The following is a 19,940-nucleotide window of genomic DNA, read 5'->3' on the forward strand; positions in this document are numbered from 1 at the left end:
TTCATCCCTGGGTTTGCTCGATGGCTTCGCGAAGCACCTGGCGGTCGTCGAAGGGACGTACCACCCCGGCGATGTCCTGGCCCTGCTCGTGGCCCTTGCCCGCGACGAGCACCGTGTCGCCGGGCTCGGCGCGCGCGACGGCGGCGGCGATGGCGGCGGCCCGGTCCTCGAAGACGGCGACGTCGCCGCGCTCGTGCGCCGGCACGTCGGCGGCGCCCGCCAGCATGGTGGCGAGGATCGCGAGGGGGTCCTCGGAGCGCGGGTTGTCGGAGGTGAGGATGGCCGTGTCGGCGAACCGGGCGGCGGCGGCGCCCATGGGCATCCGCTTCGTCCTGTCCCGGTCGCCGCCGCAGCCGAGCACGATGTGCAGCTTGTTCTCGGTGACCTTGCGCAGCGCCCGCAGGACGGACTCCACGGCGTCGGTCTTGTGCGCGTAGTCGACGACGGCGAGGTACTTCTGGCCGGCGTCCACGCGCTCCAGGCGGCCCGGCACGCCGGGTACGGCGGCGATGCCGTCGGCGGCGGTCTGCGGGTCGATCCCGGCGACGGCGAGGGTGACGATCGCGGCGAGGGTGTTCGCGACGTTGAAGGCGCCGGGCAGCGGCGCCTTCGCGGCGATCCGCTCGCCCTTGGGGCCGACGACGGTCAACGTCGAGCCGAGCGGCCCCACTTCGACGTCCTCGGCGCGCCAGTCGGCGTCGGGGTGGCCCTCCGCGGAGAAGGAGACGACCGGGTACCCCGAGGACGCGGACTCGGTGATGAGCCGGCGGCCGTACTCGTCGTCGAAGTTCACGACGCCCTGTTTGCTGCGTGCGGGGGTGAACAGCTGCGCCTTCGCCCGGAAGTAGTCCTCCATGTCGGAGTGGAACTCCATGTGCTCCGGGCTGAGGTTGGTGAAGGCCGCGACGTCGAAGACGCAGCCGTCGACCCGGCCGAGCACGAGGGCGTGGCTGGAGACCTCCATGGCGACGGCGTCGACGCCGCGCTCGCGCATGACCGCGAACAGGGCCTGGAGGTCGGTGGCTTCGGGGGTGGTGCGCTCGGACTTGATGCGCTCGCCGCCGATGCGCATCTCGACGGTGCCGATGAGTCCGGTCGAGCGGACCTCCTTCAGGCCGCCCTCGACGAGATACGCGGTGGTGGTCTTGCCGGACGTGCCGGTGATGCCGAGCTGCAGCAGCTCCCTGCCCGGATGGCCGTAGATCGTGGCGGCCAGCTCGCCCATGCGGCCGCGCGGGTTCTCCACGACGAGCGGCACGAGTCCGGCCTCGATGACCCGGTCGGCGCCCGCCGGGTCGGTGAGGGCGGCGACCGCGCCGAGGGTCGCGGCCTGCGCGGCGTAGTCGGCGCCGTGGGCGCGGGCGCCGGGCAGGGCCGCGTACAGGTCGCCGGGGCGTACCGCACGGGAGTCGTGGGTGATGCCGCGGACGCCGGGGTCGGTGTCGGCCGCGCCGGCCGTCTGGGGCACGGGGACACCCAGCTGATCTGCCAGTTCCGCGAGGGGGGTGGCGGAGACCTCGACCGGTCGCGGCGGCCCGGGATATGTCACGGGTGCGCCCTTCTGGGTGGTTTGGGACTGATCAGCGTGTGGCACGGCGGTGAGCGTACCGGGCGCACCCCCCGCTGGGCTAAAAGAGGGGGCCCGACGCGGGGCGTCGTCGGCCGGGGGCGGTGACGGGCGGCGGGAAGGAGAGGCGCTTGACGGCCGCTGGTTCCCGGGGTCCGGGGTGATGGTTGTCACGAGCTCTTCACGGTGTCTTCAGTGGCTTCACTGAGTGGAGGTGATCATGGTCACGGCGCGGACCGGCCGTCATGGCTTGAACGTGACGGGCAGTTTCGCGGACTTGGTGCCCGTGGGCGGCACTTGGAGGGTCTTCAGGGCGAACTCCATGACCTGCTTGTAGATGGGGCCGCAGATCTGACCGCCGAAGTAGCTGCCCCTGGTGGCGTTCTGGATGGCGCAGTAGACGGTGATCCGCGGTTTGTCGGCGGGCGCGAACCCGGCGAAGGACGACGTGTACCCCTTGTAGCGGCCGGTAGCCGGGTCGACGCGGTTGGCGGTGCCCGTCTTGCCCGCGACGCGGTAGCCGGGGATCCGGGCCTTCGTACCGGTGCCTTCCTCGTCGTCGACGACGGACTCCAGCATCCGGGCGACCGACTTCGCCGTCTTCGCGCTGACGACCCGGGTCTCCTTGGGCCTGGGCGCGGGGGTGAAGCGGCCGTCGGGGCCCTTCTCCCCGCGCACGAACGTCGGTTCGATCCGGACGCCGTCGTTGGCGATGGTCGAGTACACGGACGCCGCCTGCATGGCGTTGATGGAGAAGCCCTGGCCGAAGGGGATCGTGTACTGCTGCGACGTCGACCACTTGTTCGCCGGCGCGAGGATGCCCGCGGTCTCGCCGGGGAAGCCGAGACCGCTCTGCCGTCCGATGCCGAACTTGTGCAGGTACGAGAAGAGAGTCCGGTTGGCCTGCGGTTGCGTCGCCCCGAGCTCGCCGGAGGCCAGGATCGTGCCGATGTTGCTGGACTTGGCGAGCACGCCGTTGAGGGTCAGGTTCCAGGTCGGGTGGTCGATGTCGTCCTGGAAGAGCCGGTCGCCGCGGTGCAGCCGGTTGGGGACGGTGACGTGGGTCAGCGGCGTGGCCGCGTTCTCCTCCAGGATGGCCGCCATCGACATGACCTTGGCGGTGGAGCCGGGCTCGTACGCGTCCTGGAGCGCGGCGTTGCCCAGGGCCGTCGCGTTGGCCTGCGACAGGTCGTTCGGGTCGAAGCCCGGCGCGTTCGCCATGGCCAGGACCTCGCCGGTCCGCGTGTCCTGCACTATCACGTAGCCGCGGTCGGCCCCGGACTTCGCCACCTGCTCGGTGATGGCGTCCTGCGCCGCCCACTGGATGTCACGATCGATGGTCAGCTCGATGTCGGAGCCGGCCACCGCGGGCTTCTCTGTACTGCCGGCCGTCGGCACCTGCTGGCCGCCGGACTGGGCGTACCGGATCTTGCCGTCCTTGCCCGCGAGATCCTTGTCGAGCTGCTGCTCGACACCGCCGCCGCCCTTGCCGTCGGCATTGACCCAGCCCAGTATCCCGGCGGCGAGGTCCCCGTTCGGGTACACGCGCTTGCTGCTGGGGTCGGCGAGCACCCCGGAGAGCACGCTCGCCTCGCGGCCCTCGGCGTTGGCCTTCTCGTTCAGCGTCGACCTGAGGTCCTTGATCTGCTTCCAGACCTGCGGCGTCTGCCGCGCGGCGATCCGCACGTACCGCGTGTTCCTCGTTCTGAGCTTCGTGGCCAGCTCGTCCGCGTCGACCCCGACGATCGGCGACAGCAGCGCCGCCGCCTGCTCGGGCGCGTCCGGCACCTTGGTGGCCTTCTCCGTGAAGAGCGTGGGGTCCGCGGTGATGTCGTACGCGTCCACGCTCGTCGCCAGCGAGACACCGCTGCGGTCGGTGATGCCGCCGCGCTCGGCGGCGATGGTGTGGCTGACGTACCGGTTCAGCTGGGCCTTCGCTGCGTACGCGCTCGCGTCGACGCCCTGCACCTGGAGGAGACGGACCACGAAGACCATGAGGACGAGCGTGAGGCCCAGGCTGACCATCCGCAGGCGGGGCCGGGGGCTGCCCAGGCGCAGTGGGGTGCGGTCCTTCGACGACGCGGGGCGCCGGCGCCGTGCGGCGGGGCGCGCGCCGGACCCCGAGCGCCGCTGCGGGGCGGGACGGGCCGTTCCGGCGGAGCGCGCGGGTCCTGGTACCCGGCGGCGCGGGGGCTCCCTGTCGGTCATGGCGTCACCTGCCGGAGTTGCTCGGTGGGGAGCGTCGTGGTGGGCGGCTGCGGCGCGTTCGGCGACGTGCTGACCATCTCCGGCGGCGGGGGCGCCGGCTGGTAGCCCGGCGCGGTCAGTGCGGCCGGGCTCGGCTTCCCGCGGACGGTGCCGTTCGGGGCGAGGAACGCGGGGTCGCCGCCCGTGACCATGCCGAGTTCGCGGGCGCGCCGCTGGAGGGCGTCGGGGGCCGAGTAGGAGTCGACGTCGCGCTGGAGCTGCTGCTCGTCGTCGGTGAGTTCGGTGGTCTGCTTCTTGAGCTTGCTGAGCTTGAACGATCCTTCGTTGAGCGACGAGTTCAGCAGCAGCAGCGTGATGAGGCCGCCGCCGAGCAGCAGCACGACGAGGAGGACGAACGGGGCCCGGGCGGCCTGGGCGCCGCCGGCCGGGGTGACCGGGAACAGCCGCGCCAGCCGGGCGGCGCTCCCCCGTGCGGGGCTCGCGGAGCCTGTGGACCTCTGCGCCCCGCCGGTCCCTCTGCTCCCTTTGGCAGCCTGGGAACCTCTGGCCTCCGCGGCCCCTTTGGCGCCGCCGACTCTTCTGGAGCCCTTGGGGTCCTTCGCGTCTTTCGAACCGCTCCTGGCGGTCATGACCACCCCTCCACGCGCGCGTGCCTCACTCGGCGACCTCCTCGCGGATGCGCTGCGCACCCCGCAGCCGTGCCGGCGCGGCCCGGCGGTTCTCGGCGACCTCTTCCTCCGTGGGGAGTTCGGCACCACGAGTGAGCAGCTTGAGCCGGGGCTGGTACTGCTCGGGGACGACGGGCAGACCGGGCGGCGCCGTGGTGGCGGCGCCGGCCGCGAACACCTGCTTGACCAGCCGGTCCTCCAGCGAGTGGTAGGACAGGACCGCGATCCGGCCGCCGACCGCGAGCGCCCGCACGGCGGCCGGGACGGCCCGCTCCAGGACGCTCAGCTCGCCGTTGACCTCGATGCGCAGGGCCTGGAAGGTGCGCTTGGCGGGGTTGCCGCCGGTCCGCTTGGCGGCCTGCGGCAGGGAGTCGCGGATCAGCTCGACGAGCCGGGCGCTGTTGCTGAACGGCTCCTTCTCGCGCTCGCGCACCACGGCCGAGACGATGCGCTTGGCCTGCTTCTCCTCGCCGTACTGGCGCAGGATGCGCACCAGCTCGCCCGGCGCGTACGTGTTGAGGACCTCGGCGGCGCTGACCCCGGTCGTCTGGTCCATGCGCATGTCGAGCGGCGCGTCCTGCGCGTAGGCGAACCCGCGGTCGGCCTCGTCGAGCTGCATGGAGGAGACGCCGAGGTCGAACAGGACGCCCTGGACGCGGGGGATCTCCAACCGGTCGAGGACCTCGGGCAGTTCGTCGTAGACGGCGTGCACGAGGGTGGCGCGGTCGCCGAAGCGGGCGAGCCGCTCACCGGAGAGCCGCAGCGCTTCCTTGTCGCGGTCGAGGGCGACGAGACGGCACGCGGGGAAGGTGGCGAGCAGGGCCTCACTGTGGCCGCCGAGACCGAGCGTGCAGTCGACGACGACCGCCCCCGGCTGGGCGAGCGCCGGGGCCAACAGGTCCAGGCAGCGCTGGAGCATCACCGGAACGTGTCGCTGACTCAAGAGGCCCTCTCAGGTCCGGCGGGCGGTCGCACGCACTGCCGGGTCCCCGCCCGCTCATGAAGGGGATGGTGGTCCGTCGGCGCCGGGGAAGTGACGCCGGCCGACCGGAGCGGGAGGAGGCCGAGCCGTACGTACGCGCCGCGCACGCGGGGAGCGTCCGGCAGCGCCGGGATCTCCGTGTTGCTTCGTTAATGGGGTTCGGCGTCACTTTAGTCCACGGCGCCCCTCGGTCAATCAACCGGCCTGCGCGTCGCGAGGCGCGTCGGCGGACACTCCACGCCCCGCGGATTCACTCGTTCGGTCGAAGAACTTCCACCCTGTGGATTAGCTCACACCAAGGTCCGATGACGTTCTTTGTCCCCTCCCGCAGCAGGCCAGGACCTGCTGCGGCGACTAACGTCAGCACTATGACGACTTCCGTTCCCCGCCCGTCCGAAGACGCCATATCCGTCGACGGCTCCGTGACCGACCGCTGTGTCGAGGCGAACGCGCGGTACGCCGACGCGTTCAGCGACCCCGGGATGAGCGCGCGCCCCGCGTTGCACGTCGCCGTCGTCACGTGCATGGACGCCCGCCTCGATCTGTACGCCGCCCTCGGCCTGGAGGTCGGCGACTGCCACACCCTGCGCAACGCGGGTGGCGTCGTCACCGACGACGTGCTCCGTTCGCTCACCATCAGCCAGCGGGCGCTCGGCACCCGCAGCGTGGTCCTCATCCACCACAGCGGCTGTGGCATGGAGGGGCTCGGCGACGAGTTCCGGCAGGAGCTGGAGCGGGAGGTCGGACAGCGCCCGAGCTGGGCCGTCGAAGGGTTCGGGGACGTCGAGCAGGACGTACGCCAGTCCATCGAGAAGGTGCGCACCTCCCCCTTCCTGCCGCACACCGACGACGTGCGCGGCTTCGTCCTCGACGTGAAGACGGGCCGGCTGCGGGAGATCCAGCCCCGCTGAACCGCCGGTCCGGCATGCCCGGCATACCCTCAAAAGGTCGTAAGACCCGACATATCGCGGCCAGTTATCCACAGGCGAGTGACACGAACCGGTAACGCCAACAAGAATGCGTAGGTGACACCCCGCGCGAGCGACGGAACTCTTCGCGCGTGGTGTCCGTGTTTCGGGGTGGGCCGGTCCGCATCGCAGAGCGTCGGCCCGGCAAAGTAAGGCCGAGGAGGGCCGGGTGACGACCTATGACGATCGAGCGAGCCTCACTGATCTGACCACCACCGCGGAGCGTGTCCGCAGGTCGGTGGAGAGTGTGATCGAGGGCAAGCCGGAGGTCGTACGGCTTTCGCTGACCGTGCTGCTCGCGGAGGGGCACCTGCTCATCGAGGATGTGCCGGGCGTCGGCAAGACGATGCTCGCCAAGGCGCTGGCGCGGTCCATCGACTGCTCGGTGCGCCGCATCCAGTTCACACCCGACCTGCTGCCGTCGGACATCACCGGGGTCTCCATCTGGGACCAGCAGCGTCGGGACTTCGAGTTCAAGCCGGGGGCGATCTTCGCGCAGATCGTGATCGGCGACGAGATCAACCGCGCCTCCCCGAAGACGCAGTCGGCGCTCCTGGAGTCCATGGAGGAGCGCCAGGTCACCATCGACGGGAAGACCTACGAACTGCCCAGCCCCTTCATGGTGGTGGCCACACAGAACCCGGTCGAGATGGAGGGCACGTACCCGCTGCCGGAAGCCCAGCGCGACCGCTTCATGGCCCGCGTCTCCATCGGCTATCCGAACGCGGAGGCCGAGCTTCAGATGCTGGACGTCCACGGGGGCGCCTCGCCCCTGGACGATCTGCAGCCGGTGGCGCACGCCCACGACATCGTGAAGCTGGTCGACGCCGTGCGCACGGTCCACGTCGCCGACGCCGTACGGCGCTACGCGGTCGACCTGGTGGCCGCCACGCGCACCCACCCGGACCTCAGACTCGGCGCGTCCCCGCGCGCGACGCTGCATCTGCTGCGGGCGGCCAAGGCCTCGGCGGCGCTCAGCGGCCGCGACTACGCGCTGCCGGACGACGTGCAGGCACTGGCCGTCGCGGTCCTGGCGCACCGTCTGCTGCCCACCGCGCAGGCCCAGTTGAACCGGCGCACCGCCGAGCAGGTCGTCCTCGACATCCTCCAGCGCATCCCGGTCCCGGCGGCCGACACGCGCGCGCACCAGAGCTACGACCCGGCTCCCCCGATCTACGGCCAGCAGCCGCCCGGCCCGCGGAGGCTCTGATGGCGGTGGGGGGGTACGACGCGGCGGACACCGGGGGCGGTTACACCGAGAGCGACGGCGCGACGAACGACAAGGGCGACAAGAGCGGTCTGCGCACCGCGCTCGCCGGACTGACCACACGCGGCCGCTCGTTCCTGGCGGCCGGGATCGCCGCGGCGATCTGCGCGTACGTCCTCGGCCAGAGCGATCTGCTCCGGGTCGGACTGCTCCTCGCGGTCCTGCCGCTGGTCTGCGCGGGCGTCCTGTACCGCACCCGCTACCGGGTCGCGGGCAGCCGCCGCCTCTCCCCCGCGCGCGTGTCCGCCGGTTCGGAGGCGCGCGTGCACCTGCGGATGGACAACATCTCGCGGCTGCCCACGGGTCTGCTGATGCTCCAGGACCGGGTGCCGTACGTGCTCGGGCCGCGGCCCCGCTTCGTCCTCGACCGCGTGGAGGCGGGCGGGCGCCGCGAGGTCTCCTACCGGGTCCGCTCGGACCTGCGCGGCCGCTATCCGCTGGGCCCGCTGCAACTGCGGCTCACCGACCCCTTCGGCATGTGCGAACTGACCCGCTCCTTCTCCACGTACGACGCCCTGACGGTGATCCCGCGCGTGGAGCCGCTGCCGCCGGTACGGCTCTCCGGTGAGGCCAAGGGGTACGGGGACGGGCGGCAGCGCTCGCTGGCGCTGGCCGGTGAGGACGACGTGATCCCGCGCGGGTACCGGTACGGCGACGATCTGCGCCGCGTCCACTGGCGCTCGACGGCGCGCTACGGCGAGCTGATGGTGCGCCGCGAGGAGCAGCCGCAGCGGGCCCGCTGCACGGTGCTGCTCGACACGCGCGGTGCGGCCTTTCGGGGCGCGGGCCCCGACTCGGCCTTCGAATGGGCGGTGTCCGGCACCGCCTCGGCCCTGGTGCACATGCTGGAACGCGGCTTCTCCGTCCGGCTGTTGACGGACACGGGCAGCACGGTGCCGGGTGAGGGGACGGACGGGTTCGCGGGCGCCGGCCAGGAGTCGGCGGACGCGGCCGGTCTGATGATGGACACCCTCGCCGTGGTCGACCACTCCGACGCGTACACGCTCTCCGCCGCGTACGACGTGCTGCGCGGCGGGAACGAAGGACTTCTGATCGCCTTCTTCGGCGACCTGGACGAGGCACAGGCTGCGGTGGTCGCCAAGATGCGTCAGCGCAGCGGCGGCGCGGTCGCCTTCCTGATGGACAGCTCCTCCTGGGCCCAGGGGCCGGGGGCTCCCCCCTCCCAGCAGTGCGCCGAGCGGTTGCGCATGCTGCGGGAGGCCGGCTGGAACGCGGTGGTCGTGCCGCCCGGCGCGTCGGTCGTGGACGTGTGGCGGCAGGCGGACCGGGAGCGTACGGGGGCATCGGCCCCGATCAGCACAGGGGGTTGGTCATGAGCGGCGGGGCGCGTCTGTCGGTCTGCGCGACGCTGGCCACGTTCCTGGCCGCGTGCGCGCTGCTGCCGCTGGTCGACAAGTCCACCTGGATCTTGCAGGCGGCGATCCTGCTGGTGATCCAGGCCGCGGTGGGCGCGGCGGCCCGCAGGGTCCCGCTCGCCCGGCCGCTGACGGTCGCGGCCCAGGCCCTGGTCTCCTTGCTGCTGCTCACGCTCGTCTTCGCGCGCGAGCAGGCGCTCGGCTCGATCGTCCCGGGTCCGGAGGCGTTCCGGCACTTCGGCCTGCTCCTGGAGGCCGGTGGCGACGACGTCGGCCGCTACATGATCCCGGCGCCGCTGTCCGACGGCATCCGGCTGATGCTGGTCGGCGGCGCCCTGGTCATAGGGCTCGCGGTGGACGCGCTCGCGGTGACGTTCCGCAGCGCGGCCCCGGCCGGACTCCCGCTACTCGCCCTGTACTCGGTCGCAGCGGGGCTCTCCGACGGCGGGGCGGACTGGCTCTGGTTCCTGTTCGCGGCCGGCGGCTACCTTCTGTTGCTGCTCGCCGAGAGCCGGGACCGGCTCTCGCAGTGGGGCCGGGTGTTCGGCGGCACCGCGCGCGTGCCCGCGGGGACACCGGGGCAGGGCAGTGGGGGCGGCGCGATCGCACCGGTGCGCACCGGTCGCCGCATCGGCGTCCTCGCACTGGGCATCGCGCTCGTCGTGCCGCTCGCCCTGCCCGCCCTCGACGGCGGCCTGCTCGGCCCGTCCGGCAGCGGTGTGGGCAACGGTGCGGGTGGCGGCGGCACCATCTCCGCGGTCAACCCCCTGGTCTCGCTGCAGAACAGCCTGAACCAGCCGGAGGACCGGACCGTGATGACGTACCGGACCAACGCCGAACAGACGTCCGACCTGTATCTGCGGATCGTCTCGCTCGACGAGTTCGACGGCACGACCTGGCGGCCCTCGGTGCGCAGCATCACCGATGTGCCGTCCCCGCTTCCGAGTCCGCCGGGGCTCGGCGCGGACATCGGCAGGACCGAGATCAAGACCCGGATCGCGGCAGCCGACCGGTACGCGCAGGACTGGCTGCCGATGCCGTACCCCGCGACACAGGTGTCGATCAACGGGCGCTGGCGGTTCGAGCAGGTCGGCCGGACCCTGGTGGGCGACCACGGGCAGACGACGCGCGGGAAGTCGTACAGCGTCGACAGCCTGATCGTGCGGCCGACGGCGGAACAGCTGGCCAACGCCGGGGCGCCGCCGGCGGATCTCGCGCGCGAGTTCACGAAGGTGCCCAGCTCGCTGCCGGACGTGGTGCGCACGACCGCCCTGCGGGTGACGCGGGGCGCGGCGGACAACTACGAGCGTGCGGTCAAGCTGCAGGACTACTTCGCCGTCAACGGCGGCTTCACGTACAACACCGAGGTGCAGGCGGGCAGCGGTTCCGCCGCCATCGCCCGCTTCCTGAAGCAGAAAGAGGGCTTCTGCGTCCACTTCTCCTTCTCGATGGCGGCGATGGCCCGGACGCTGGGCATCCCGGCCCGCGTCGCGGTCGGGTTCACGCCCGGCTCGCCCGCGGGTGACGGCAGCTACTCGGTGGGCCTGCGGGACGCGCACGCCTGGCCCGAGCTGTACTTCGAGGGCGTCGGCTGGACCCGCTTCGAGCCGACCCCGAACCGGGGCACGGTCCCGGAGTACACGCAGGACAACACCCCGGTGGGCGGCCCGAGCGATCCGGCGGCGCCGAGCGAGTCCGCCTCCTCGGCCCCCTCGGCCTCGCAGCCCTCGTCCTCGGAGAGCTGCTCGGCGGCCCAGCGCAAGGACGGCAGCTGTGGCAACACGGCCCCGGCGGTCGTGGGCGGCTCGACGGACGACGGCCCGCCGTTCGGCTCGATCCTGCTGGTGGCCCTGGCCGTCCTGCTGGTCCTCGTGGTGCCGCTGCTGCCGCTGCTGTGGCGCAGGCGGGTCAGGTCGCGGCGGCTCGGCTCCTTCGGCCGCACGGAAGCCGACGCCGCTACGCGGGCGCTGGCGGCCTGGCGCGAGGTGACGGACACCGCCTGGGACCACGGCATCGCGCCGGACGACGCGCACACCCCGCGGAAGGCGGCCGCGCGCATCGTGCGGATCGGGCAGCTCGATCCGGCGGCCGCCGAGGCCGTGCACCGGGTGGCGGCGGCGGTGGAGCAGGTGCTGTACGCGCCGCGGCCCGCGCCCGCCCCGGGCCTCGGTGAGGACGTGCGGCGGCTGGTCGAGGGGTTGCACGCGAAAGCGAGCCGTCCGGCGAGGCTGCGTGCGACGCTCGCGCCGCGCTCGGCCGTCCGGGTGGTGTGGGAGCTGTCGCGGCGCCGGGAGTCGTTCTCCGTGCGCCTGCGGACCCGATGGTCCTCGGTGCTCGCCCGGTCCTCCCGCTCCCGCCCCTCCGGCCAGGAGAGCTGAGCGCCCTCGGGGCCGACGCCTCGTCTCCGCCCGGGGCCGTTACGCGCAAAGGGTGACCGCCGGTCCGTTACGCGCAAAGGGTGACCGCCGAGGCGGTCACCCTTTCGTACGTGTCGAGAATCCGACGGCGGCCGAGCCGCTCAGCGGCCGCCCTGCTCGTCGCGGCGGCGCTGCCAGCGCTGCTCGATCCGGTCCATCATCGAGCGCTTCGGTTTGCTCTGCCGTCGGGCGGCCGGCGCGCCTGGCACCGCTCCCGCCGGCTGTTCGCCCGGCTTGGGCGCTTTGCGCCACCCCGTGACGGCGAGCACCGCACACCCCAGCATGACGAGGAACCCCACCACACTGATCCAGATCTGCTGCGCGACCATACCTGCCATGAGGAGCGCGATACCCACCAGGAAGCCCGCGACTGCCTGGTAGACCCGACGTCGGGTGTACGTACGCAGCCCGCTTCCCTCAAGCGCTGTCGCGAACTTGGGATCTTCGGCGTACAGCGCTCGCTCCATCTGCTCGAGCATTCGCTGCTCGTGCTCCGAGAGCGGCACGGAGTCCTCCTCATCGTGCAGTCGCCGGGGCGACCGGGGGTCCCCTTCAGGATAGGCAGGGAATCGCCCCCGTGAAACCCGCCCCTCTACGCCAACTTCACCATTGCGGACCGCGTCACGCCGCTCCGGCTCACCAAAGGCGTCATTCCCCGGTGTCCGGCCCGTCATGCCGGGCGGTCCACCCCGATCATACGGCGCGAGGAGCCCGATCGGGGGGCCTGTGGCGTACTCCATCTGCCGCTGCGCCGCTGATCAGCGGTGGGTCACCGCGGTCACTCAGCTCTCTTGCGTCGCCCGCTTCTCGCCCAGCACGTGCAGCTGGGTCGCCACGGCGTGGAAGGCGGGCAGCTCGGCGACGGCCGCCTCCAGCTCCAGCAGCTCCTGGAAGGCCCCGGGCTCGGTGTCCACGAGGACCCCCGGGACCAGGTCGGCGAAGACCCGCACGCCGTGCACCGCGCCGACGTCCACACCCGCGTCGCCGACGAGCCGGGAGAGCTGCTCGGCGGTGAAGCGCCTGGGTACCGGGTCGCCCTCGCCCCAGCGGCCCGCCGGGTCACCGAGCGCCTGCCTGGCCTCCTTGAAGTGACCGGCGAGGGCCCGCGCGAGTACGGCGCCGCCGAGACCCGCGGCGAGCAGGCTGAGCACGCCGCCGGAGCGCAGCGCGCCCACCGCGTTGCGGACGCCCTCCGCGGGTTCCTCGACGTACTCCAGGACCCCGTGGCACAGGACGGCGTCGTACGCGTCACGCTCGACGACGTCGAACAGGCCCGAGACGTCGCCCTGGACGCCGCGCACCCGGTCGGCCACGCCGGCCTCGGCGGCCCGGCGCTCGAGCGCGAACAGCGCGTTCGGGCTGGGGTCGACGACGGTGACGCGGTGGCCCATACGGGCGGCCGGCACCGCGAAGTTGCCGCTGCCGCCGCCGGTGTCGAGGACGTCCAGCGTCTGGCTTCCCGCGGCCTTGGCGCGGCGGTCGAGGGCGTCCTTGAGGACCTCCCGGACCACGGCGGTACGGAGCGAGGCTCGGGATCGCGAGGGGTCGGTGCGCGACGACGTCGTTCGAGGATGGGAGACGGGGGGGCGCATCGGGTCCGACACGGCAGCTGGCTCCTCGGCGTGAACAAGTTCGGGCGCCTCCACCCTAATGGGCGCGGGCCGACGGCCATGCCACGCGCGTACGTGGCCGCGGCTCCGCCCGGCGACGCGTGCGCGCGGCTGCGGTCCCGCCCGGCCGCGGCTCCGCCCGAGGCGTCCCGGGCCCCTCACCCCGTCCCGCGCCCCTCACCCCGCGTCGGGCACCTCCCGCCCCGGCGCCCGGGCGCCGCCCTCCTGGCGTGGCTGGGGCAGCACCGGTTGCAGGACGAGCATCCGCTCGACCAGCCGCAGGAACATCGCCACGTCGCGCAGCAGGTCATCGGCGTCGCGGGCGGTCGCCGCCCCGCGTATGCCCGCCTCCGCGCGCGCCCGGCGGGTGGCTCCGGCGGCGAACAGGGCGCCCCACTCGGACAGTTCGGGCGCTATCTCGGGGAGCACCTCCCAGGCGCTCCGTATCCTCGCGCGGCGCCTGGGCGTGGCCTCGGGCCGGCCTCGGGCCGCGAGCACGGCGGCGGCGGTGCGCAGGGCGGCGAGGTGGGCGGTGGCGTACCGCTCGTTGGGGGTCTCCAGCACGGCCGCCTCGTCGAGTCCGGCGCGGGCCTGGGCGAGCAGGTCGAGGGCGGCGGGCGGAGCGGTCGCGCGGCGCAGCACGGGGTGGACGTCGCTCGCCGGTCCGGTCAGTGAGGGGGCAGGGCCGGTGGTTGCGCGGCGGCGTGCGGCGGCTGCGGGATACCTGGCCATGACGAACCTCCTGTCGTCTGTGTGACGGCGCAGTGGCCGTATGTGCCCATGGTGCGACACACCACTGACAATCGGCGCTGACCAGGTCTTTTTGCTCCGGCAGGGGGTTCGGGCTAACTTTTGCACTGACTGGTCAGTACAAAGAGCTGGTCAGTACAGAAGAGTCGTCGAGGGGGACGTCGTCATGGACGGTCCGGACAGCCCGGAGGGCGGGGCCGCTGTCACCGCCGCGGGGTTCGGGGTGAAGGGCCCGCGCGGCTGGGCGTTCCGCGGTGTCGACATCGAGGCGGCGCCCGGCTCGCTCATCGCGGTCGAGGGGCCCTCCGGCAGCGGCCGGACCTGTCTGCTGCTCGCGCTGACGGGACGGATGCGCTCCGCCGAGGGGACGGCCCGCGTCGGCGAGCTGCGGCTGCCCCGGCAGATGACCGCCGTACGGCGCGTGAGCGCGCTCGCGCACGTGCCGGGGGTGACCGATCTCGATCCGGCGCTCACCGTGGCGGAGCATTTGCGGGAACGGGCGCTCCTGCAACGGCGGTTCGACGGCGCGCTGCGCGGGTTGCTGCGCCCGCGCTCCGAGCGCGTGAGCGAGGCGAAGCGGCGGATCGACACCGCCCTGTCCGGCGCGGGGCTGGACCTCGAAGCCCTGCCGAAGGGTGCCCGTACGGCCGTACGGGACCTGGAGCGCGTCGAGGCGCTGCGGCTCTCCCTGGCGCTCGCGCTCGTCGGCCGGCCACTGCTGATCGGCGTCGACGACATCGACCTGAAGCTCGCGGACGCCGAACGGGCGGAGGTCTGGGCCCAGTTGCGCGCCGTCTCGGCGGCGGGCACCACCGTCGTCGCCGTGTGCAGCGAGGCGCAGGAGAGCGCCGACGTCGTCGTCACCACCGCCCCCGCGCGGGCCACCACCCCGAACGACACCGACAAGGAGACGGCCGATGCGCTCGCCGAAGCTGGCCGCGCTTGAGCTCAGGCGCTTCGGCAGGGGAAAGCTGCCGCGCGCCGCGCTCGTCGCGCTTCTGCTGCTGCCCCTGCTCTACGGCGCGCTGTACCTGTGGTCCTTCTGGGACCCGTACGGGCGGCTGGACAAGATCCCCGTGGCACTCGTCAACGACGACCGAGGCGCGACCGCCGCCGGGAAGAGGATCACCGCGGGCGACGACATCACGAAGGGCCTGTTCGACAGCGACACCTTCCAATGGCACGAGGTCAGCGCGGCGCAGGCCGAACAGGGCGTGGAGGACGGCAGGTACTACCTGTCGCTGACGATGCCCGGCGACTTCAGCAAGCGGATCGCGTCCAGTTCCGGGGACGCTCCCGAGACCGGCGCCCTGCGGGTACGCACCAACGACGCGAACAACTACATCGTCGGGCAGATCTCCCGGACGGTCTTCTCCGAGGTGCGCTCAGCCGCGTCCACGAACGCGTCGCGGTCCTTCCTCGACAAGATCTTCATCTCGTTCTCCGACATCCATGACGCGACGCAGAAGGCGGCGAGGGGCGCGGACGACCTGAAGGGCGGCATCGGCAAGGCCAAGAAGGGCTCGAAGGACCTGGCCGACGGTCTGAAGGACGCCAAGAAGGGCAGCGGCGACCTGGCGAGCGGTCTGACGAAGCTCGACAAGGGCGCCGCCGACCTGGAGACGGGTTCCCGACAGGTCTCCGACGGCACCCAGTCCCTCGCGGACAAGGTCAACGGCGCCGCCGACAAGGTGCTGCCCTTCCTGAAGGGCAACAAGAAGCAGATCGGTGACGCGGCACGGCTCGTCGCCGACTCCGCGAAGGGCGTCCGGCAGAACCTCGACGACCTGGTCACCCTCGCGCCCGCCGCACGCAAGGGCGCCCACGCGGGATCCGACGTCCTTGCCGCGATCTACGAACGGCGCTGCGGGAAGGCGCTGCTCGACGACCCCGCCTGCCCGGACCTGAAGAAGGCGGCGTCGGCGGCGGCGGACGTCGCCACCGTCTCCGACGACCTGAACACGCTCATCCAGGACGAGCACGGCGACCTGGACCTCATGGACAGCCATCTGAAGACCCTCCAGACGCAGTCGGAGGCGCTCGCCGAGCGGGCCCCGACGCTCGACAAGGACGTCGAGGACGCGGTCGCCCAGATCAACAAGCTCAACAAGGGCGCGGGCCAGGTCGCCACGGGTGCGAAGAAGCTGCATACAGGTCTGGGCACGGCACAGACCGGCTCCACCGCACTCGACACCGGTGTGGGCAAGTTGAAGACCGGGGCGAACGACCTCAATGGCGGCATGTTCAAGCTGGCCGACGGCTCGGGGAAGCTGGCGGGCGGGCTGCACGACGGCGTCCGGAAGATCCCCGACTACGACAAGAAGGACCGCGATCAGCGCACCCAGGTGATGGCCGACCCGGTGCGGCTGGCCTCGCAGTCGCTGCACAAGGCGCCCAATTACGGGACGGGCTTCGCGCCGTACTTCATTCCGCTGTCCCTGTGGGTGGGCGCCATGGTCGCCTACATGCTGATCCAGCCGCTGAATCGGCGGGCCCTCGCCGTCGGCGCCTCCTCATGGCGCGTGACACTCGCGGGCTGGCTGCCGGTCGCCGCCCTCGGGCTGCTCCAGGTGGCGGCGCTGATGTCCGTACTGCACTGGGGGCTCGGGCTGCGGATGCTGCACGCGGCCGGGACGGTCGGCTTCCTGTTCCTGGTCACGGCGTGCTTCGCGGCCCTCGTGCAGTGGCTGAACGCGCGCTTCGGTGCGGCGGGCCGCATCCTCGTGCTCGCCCTCCTGATGCTGCAACTGACGTCGGCGGGCGGCACCTACCCGGTGCAGACGAGCCCGGGCTTCTTCAACGCGATCCACCCGTACCTCCCCATGAGCTACGTCGTCGAGGCGCTGCGCCGGCTGATCTCCGGCGGCGGGCTCGGGCCCGTGTGGCAGGCGTGCGCGGTGCTGGCCGGCTTCACGGCGGCCGCGCTCGCCCTCACCGCCCTGACGGCCCGACGCAAGCAGGTGTGGACCCTGGACCGGCTGCATCCGGAGCTGAGCCTGTGAGCGCCCCCGCGCGGCGGCCTGTGAGAATCAGGGGCATGGAAAGCAGCACACGGCGCCAGGCCACCCGGCAGAAGCTCTACGAGGCCGCTGTCACGCTCATCGCGGAGCAGGGGTTCTCCGCGACGACGGTCGACGAGATCGCCGAGCGCGCCGGCGTCGCGAAGGGCACCGTCTACTACAACTTCGCCAGTAAGTCGGTCCTCTTCGAGGAGCTGCTGCGACACGGCGTCGGGCTCTTGACCACCTCCTTGCGGGACGCGGCACAGAAGACGGACGAAGCAGGCGGCAGCAAGGTCGACGCCCTGGACGCGATGATCCGCGCCGGCCTCGTCTTCATCGACGAGTACCCGGCCTTCACCCAGCTCTACGTGGCCGAGCTGTGGCGCACCAACCGTGCCTGGCAGTCCACCCTCGCGGTGGTCCGCCAGGAGGCGGTGGCCGTCATCGAGGGCGTGCTGCGCGACGCGGTGGCCAACGGTGAACTGAGCGACGAGATCGACATCCCGCTGACGGCGGCCGCCCTGGTCGGCATGGTCCTGGTGGCCGCGCTCGACTGGCAGGCGTTCCAGCCGGAACGCTCCCTGGACGACGTGCACGCCGCGCTGTCGCTGCTGCTCCAGGGCCGCGTGGCGGGCGGCCCCGCGCCGACCCGCAAGGCGTGAAAGCGCCGGTCCGGCAAGGCCTGTGGTCTCACTCAGGCCTCACCGGACCGGCGTATCCCCCGATTCCCCCGTGCCTCGCTCCCACCCTCGCGGGCGAGAGGAGCGGCCAAGGGCGCCGCATCCGTTCCGCCGCCCCGTGTCGGCGGTACCGGAGCCGCGCCCCTCTCCGTGGCCCCCACTCTCCTCTCCACGCAGGTCGCGCCCCATCCGTGCACCTACTCATCTCCTCCCTTGAGTACGGATACTCAGCCGTGCGCGCTCATCCTCAGGCACGGAGAGTTCCTTACTGGTTACGATCTTTTCCGTGTCCGTACTCCCCCTGGTCTTCACCAGTGGCTGGGCGAGCGGCATCAACGCGTACGCGGTGGTCCTGCTGCTCGGCATCTTCGGCGCGACCGGGCTGACCGACGAGGTCCCCGAGTCGTTGCAGCGCCCGGACGTCCTGATCGTGGCCGGTGTGCTCTTCCTGTGCGAGGCCGTCGCCGACAAGATCCCTTACGTCGACTCGGTCTGGGACTCGGTGCACACCGTGATCCGGCCGGTGTCGGGCGCGGTCGTCGGGGCGCTGCTCGCCGGGCAGAGCGGTTCGCTGTCCGATCTGGCGGCGGGCGCGGTCGGCGGCTCCACGGCCCTGGCCAGTCACGCGGTGAAGGCCGGCACCCGGATGGCGGTCAACACCTCGCCCGAGCCGGTGTCGAACTTCGTGCTGAGCACCGCGGAGGACCTGGGCGTCGCGGGCATCGTGACGTTCGCGATGTTCCACCCCGAGGCGGCCGCGATCATCGCGGCGGTGCTGCTGGTCCTCGGTCTGCTGATGCTGTTCCTGCTCGTCCGGCGCATCCGCCGGTTCCTGCGCAGACGCGCCCAGCGGCGCGAGGAGAAGCGCCTCGCCCGTGCGGCGCCGCCGCCCCCCTGACCTGCGGGCGGCCTGGTCGGTGACGGCCGCTAGAGTCCCTGCCATGGCACGAATTGCGGTGATCGGCGCGGGGCTGGGCGCCATGGCGGCGGCCGCCCGGCTGGCCGTGGCGGGCCACCGGCCGGTGGTCTTCGAGCGCGCGTCGACGTACGGCGGCGCCGTCGGCCGGTTCGAGCGCGACGGCTTCGCGTTCGACACGGGGCCCGGGCTGCTCCCCCTGCCGGCGGTCTACCGCGACTTGTTCGTCAAGACGGGCAAGAAGCCCCTGGAGGACCTCGTCGGCCTCACCCAGGTGGAGCCCGCGGTGCGCCACGTCTTCGCGGACGGCACGACGACGGACCTGCCGAACGCGCGGCGTGCCGGGGTCGCCGAGGCGCTGGACGCGGTGGTCGGCGCGGGCGCGGGCGAGCGCTGGTCGGCGTTCATGAACCGGGCGCGGGAGGCCTGGGACCGTTCCCGGCGCCCCCTCCTCGAAGAGCCCCTGTGGCCGAACTGGGAGGTGCTCGCCGACCGCGAGCCGTACCCGGCCGTGCCCCGGCGGCGCCTGCTGCGCAAGGACCGCGGAGCGACGACGCTCGCCGAGATCGGCGCGTTCGAGCTGGGCGGGGAGCCGCGCCTGGTGGCACTTCTGGAGCAGTACGCGCTGGCGTACGGCCTCGATCCGCGTACGGCACCGGCGAGCGCGGCCGTGCTGCCGTACATGGAGCAGACGTTCGGCACGTGGGCGGTGAGCGGGGGCCTGCGGGCGCTCGCGGACGCGGTGTACGCGCGCTGTCTGGAGCGCAAGGTCGCGTTCGGGTTCGGGACGGCCGTCACCCGGATCGTGGTGAAGGACGGCCGCGCGGCCGGTGTCGAGCTGGCCGGGGGCTCCGTCGAGGACGCCGAGTTCGTGGTGGCCGGTGTCGCGCCGAGCGTGCTCGACGGGCTGCTGCCAGGACAGCCGGTGCGGGGCGCGGTACCGGCGCGGTCCGAGTCGGCGACGCCCAGCCGGCTCACGGTCCATCTGGCGCTGCGCGGGCCCCGGCCCGAGGGCACGCCGTACCGGACGGTGGTGCACGGGACGGACCGGGGCGCCGAGTTGGCGTGGCTGTTCGAGGGCGGTCCCCGGCCCGCGAGACCGACGGTCGCGGTGCTGCGGGCCGCGGAGCCGTCACAGGTCCCCGACGCCGACCACGAGGCGGTCACCGTGACCGTGACCGTGCCGCCGCACGCGCGCGTGGACGAGACCGATGTGGCAGCGGTCCTCGCGGCGGCCGAGCGCGCCGTGCCCGGTCTGCGTGACCGTCTTCTGTGGCACGAGATCCGTACGCCCCAGGACATCGCGGAGGCGACCGGAGCGGCGGGCGGGGCCGTGCCCGCACCCGCGCTGGCCGCCGCCGGGGGACGTCTGCTGCACCCGGCGAACGGGACGGAGCTGCCGGGCCTCTTCGCCGTGGGCGGCTGGTCGCACCCGGGCGGCGGGCTGCCGCACGCGGGCATGTCGGGAGCGCTGGTGGCGGGGCTGATCGTGGAGGGCCCGGAGTTCCGCGGCTCGCAGTGAACCGCGG

16 protein-coding genes are annotated in these 19,940 nt (G+C 72.6%); 9 read left to right on the forward strand and 7 right to left on the reverse strand.

Annotated elements, in window-relative coordinates:
• Position 1 precedes the first annotated feature (1 nt).
• The 4 genes from ACZ45E_RS33240 to rsmH all read right to left on the reverse strand — a co-directional run bounded on the left by ACZ45E_RS33240 (position 2) and on the right by rsmH (position 5,386).
• On the reverse strand, positions 2-1,741 hold the full coding sequence (locus tag ACZ45E_RS33240) for a UDP-N-acetylmuramoyl-L-alanyl-D-glutamate--2,6-diaminopimelate ligase (protein ID WP_468228127.1): 1,740 nt from the start codon (positions 1,739-1,741) through the stop codon (positions 2-4).
• A 69-nt stretch (positions 1,742-1,810) separates the two neighbouring features.
• Positions 1,811-3,775: a peptidoglycan D,D-transpeptidase FtsI family protein gene (locus ACZ45E_RS33245; RefSeq protein ID WP_468228130.1), complete on the reverse strand. Its 1,965-nt coding sequence runs from the start codon at positions 3,773-3,775 to the stop codon at positions 1,811-1,813.
• On the reverse strand, positions 3,772-4,404 hold the full coding sequence (gene ftsL, locus ACZ45E_RS33250; protein ID WP_468228131.1) for a cell division protein FtsL: 633 nt from the start codon (positions 4,402-4,404) through the stop codon (positions 3,772-3,774). The genes ACZ45E_RS33245 and ftsL overlap by 4 nt, the downstream gene beginning before the upstream one ends.
• Positions 4,405-4,429: 25 nt before the next feature.
• Entirely contained in the window at positions 4,430-5,386 is a 957-nt protein-coding gene (gene rsmH, locus ACZ45E_RS33255; RefSeq protein ID WP_468228133.1) for a 16S rRNA (cytosine(1402)-N(4))-methyltransferase RsmH, read from the reverse strand.
• Between the two features lie 344 nt (positions 5,387-5,730).
• Between rsmH and ACZ45E_RS33260 the strand changes: the two genes are divergently transcribed.
• The 4 genes from ACZ45E_RS33260 to ACZ45E_RS33275 all read left to right on the forward strand — a co-directional run bounded on the left by ACZ45E_RS33260 (position 5,731) and on the right by ACZ45E_RS33275 (position 11,414).
• Positions 5,731-6,336 (forward strand): beta-class carbonic anhydrase, encoded by a 606-nt coding sequence (locus ACZ45E_RS33260; protein WP_468228136.1) that lies wholly within the window; start codon positions 5,731-5,733, stop codon positions 6,334-6,336.
• Between the two features lie 226 nt (positions 6,337-6,562).
• Positions 6,563-7,603: an AAA family ATPase gene (locus ACZ45E_RS33265; RefSeq protein WP_468228139.1), complete on the forward strand. Its 1,041-nt coding sequence runs from the start codon at positions 6,563-6,565 to the stop codon at positions 7,601-7,603.
• Positions 7,603-8,997: a DUF58 domain-containing protein gene (locus ACZ45E_RS33270; RefSeq protein ID WP_468228142.1), complete on the forward strand. Its 1,395-nt coding sequence runs from the start codon at positions 7,603-7,605 to the stop codon at positions 8,995-8,997. Before ACZ45E_RS33265 ends, ACZ45E_RS33270 begins: the two co-directional genes overlap by 1 nt.
• Positions 8,994-11,414, forward strand: coding sequence for a transglutaminase TgpA family protein (locus tag ACZ45E_RS33275; RefSeq protein ID WP_468228144.1), 2,421 nt, complete (start codon positions 8,994-8,996; stop codon positions 11,412-11,414). The genes ACZ45E_RS33270 and ACZ45E_RS33275 overlap by 4 nt, the downstream gene beginning before the upstream one ends.
• Before the next feature lie 140 nt (positions 11,415-11,554).
• Here ACZ45E_RS33275 and ACZ45E_RS33280 read toward each other — a convergent pair whose 3' ends face one another.
• The 3 genes from ACZ45E_RS33280 to ACZ45E_RS33290 form a co-directional block, all read right to left on the reverse strand.
• A complete protein-coding gene (locus tag ACZ45E_RS33280) occupies positions 11,555-11,959 on the reverse strand; it encodes a DUF3040 domain-containing protein (protein WP_324768364.1) in 405 nt (134 codons plus the stop codon).
• Between the two features lie 276 nt (positions 11,960-12,235).
• The gene (locus tag ACZ45E_RS33285) at positions 12,236-13,045 is read right to left on the reverse strand and encodes a class I SAM-dependent methyltransferase (RefSeq protein ID WP_468228301.1); all 810 of its coding nucleotides are present in this window, start codon (positions 13,043-13,045) and stop codon (positions 12,236-12,238) included.
• A gap of 195 nt (positions 13,046-13,240) precedes the next feature.
• On the reverse strand, positions 13,241-13,795 hold the full coding sequence (locus tag ACZ45E_RS33290) for an SAV_6107 family HEPN domain-containing protein (RefSeq protein ID WP_468228148.1): 555 nt from the start codon (positions 13,793-13,795) through the stop codon (positions 13,241-13,243).
• Between the two features lie 184 nt (positions 13,796-13,979).
• On the opposite strand from ACZ45E_RS33290, the gene ACZ45E_RS33295 reads away from it, so the two are divergent.
• The 5 genes from ACZ45E_RS33295 (at position 13,980) to ACZ45E_RS33315 (ending at position 19,933) form a co-directional block, all read left to right on the forward strand.
• Positions 13,980-14,759, forward strand: a complete 780-nt coding sequence (locus ACZ45E_RS33295) for an ATP-binding cassette domain-containing protein (RefSeq protein ID WP_468228151.1) — start codon at positions 13,980-13,982, stop codon at positions 14,757-14,759.
• Complete coding sequence (locus tag ACZ45E_RS33300; protein ID WP_468228154.1) at positions 14,731-16,815, forward strand: YhgE/Pip family protein; 2,085 nt, start codon at positions 14,731-14,733, stop codon at positions 16,813-16,815. Before ACZ45E_RS33295 ends, ACZ45E_RS33300 begins: the two co-directional genes overlap by 29 nt.
• A 35-nt stretch (positions 16,816-16,850) precedes the next feature.
• Positions 16,851-17,477 (forward strand): TetR/AcrR family transcriptional regulator, encoded by a 627-nt coding sequence (locus ACZ45E_RS33305; RefSeq protein WP_468228157.1) that lies wholly within the window; start codon positions 16,851-16,853, stop codon positions 17,475-17,477.
• Between the two features lie 304 nt (positions 17,478-17,781).
• Entirely contained in the window at positions 17,782-18,393 is a 612-nt protein-coding gene (locus ACZ45E_RS33310; RefSeq protein ID WP_468228159.1) for a DUF4126 domain-containing protein, read from the forward strand.
• A gap of 43 nt (positions 18,394-18,436) precedes the next feature.
• Positions 18,437-19,933, forward strand: a complete 1,497-nt coding sequence (locus ACZ45E_RS33315) for a phytoene desaturase family protein (protein ID WP_468228161.1) — start codon at positions 18,437-18,439, stop codon at positions 19,931-19,933.
• Positions 19,934-19,940: the final 7 nt, after the last annotated feature.

The sequence above is a fragment of the Streptomyces sp. NPDC030991 genome (assembly GCF_055571235.1).

What these genes read in the sequence shown, in the direction of transcription:
- ACZ45E_RS33260 (WP_468228136.1), top strand. Translation starts at nt 5,731, where the DNA reads ATGACGTTCTTTGTCCCCTCCCGCAGCAGGCCAGGACCTGCTGCGGCG.
- ACZ45E_RS33300 (WP_468228154.1), top strand. Translation starts at nt 14,731, where the DNA reads ATGCGCTCGCCGAAGCTGGCCGCGCTTGAGCTCAGGCGCTTCGGCAGG.
- ACZ45E_RS33285 (WP_468228301.1), bottom strand. Translation starts at nt 13,045, where the DNA reads ATGCGCCCCCCCGTCTCCCATCCTCGAACGACGTCGTCGCGCACCGAC.
- ACZ45E_RS33315 (WP_468228161.1), top strand. Translation starts at nt 18,437, where the DNA reads ATGGCACGAATTGCGGTGATCGGCGCGGGGCTGGGCGCCATGGCGGCG.
- ACZ45E_RS33295 (WP_468228151.1), top strand. Translation starts at nt 13,980, where the DNA reads ATGGACGGTCCGGACAGCCCGGAGGGCGGGGCCGCTGTCACCGCCGCG.
- ACZ45E_RS33275 (WP_468228144.1), top strand. Translation starts at nt 8,994, where the DNA reads ATGAGCGGCGGGGCGCGTCTGTCGGTCTGCGCGACGCTGGCCACGTTC.
- ACZ45E_RS33270 (WP_468228142.1), top strand. Translation starts at nt 7,603, where the DNA reads ATGGCGGTGGGGGGGTACGACGCGGCGGACACCGGGGGCGGTTACACC.
- ACZ45E_RS33290 (WP_468228148.1), bottom strand. Translation starts at nt 13,795, where the DNA reads ATGGCCAGGTATCCCGCAGCCGCCGCACGCCGCCGCGCAACCACCGGC.
- ACZ45E_RS33245 (WP_468228130.1), bottom strand. Translation starts at nt 3,775, where the DNA reads ATGACCGACAGGGAGCCCCCGCGCCGCCGGGTACCAGGACCCGCGCGC.
- ACZ45E_RS33305 (WP_468228157.1), top strand. Translation starts at nt 16,851, where the DNA reads ATGGAAAGCAGCACACGGCGCCAGGCCACCCGGCAGAAGCTCTACGAG.
- ftsL (WP_468228131.1), bottom strand. Translation starts at nt 4,404, where the DNA reads ATGACCGCCAGGAGCGGTTCGAAAGACGCGAAGGACCCCAAGGGCTCC.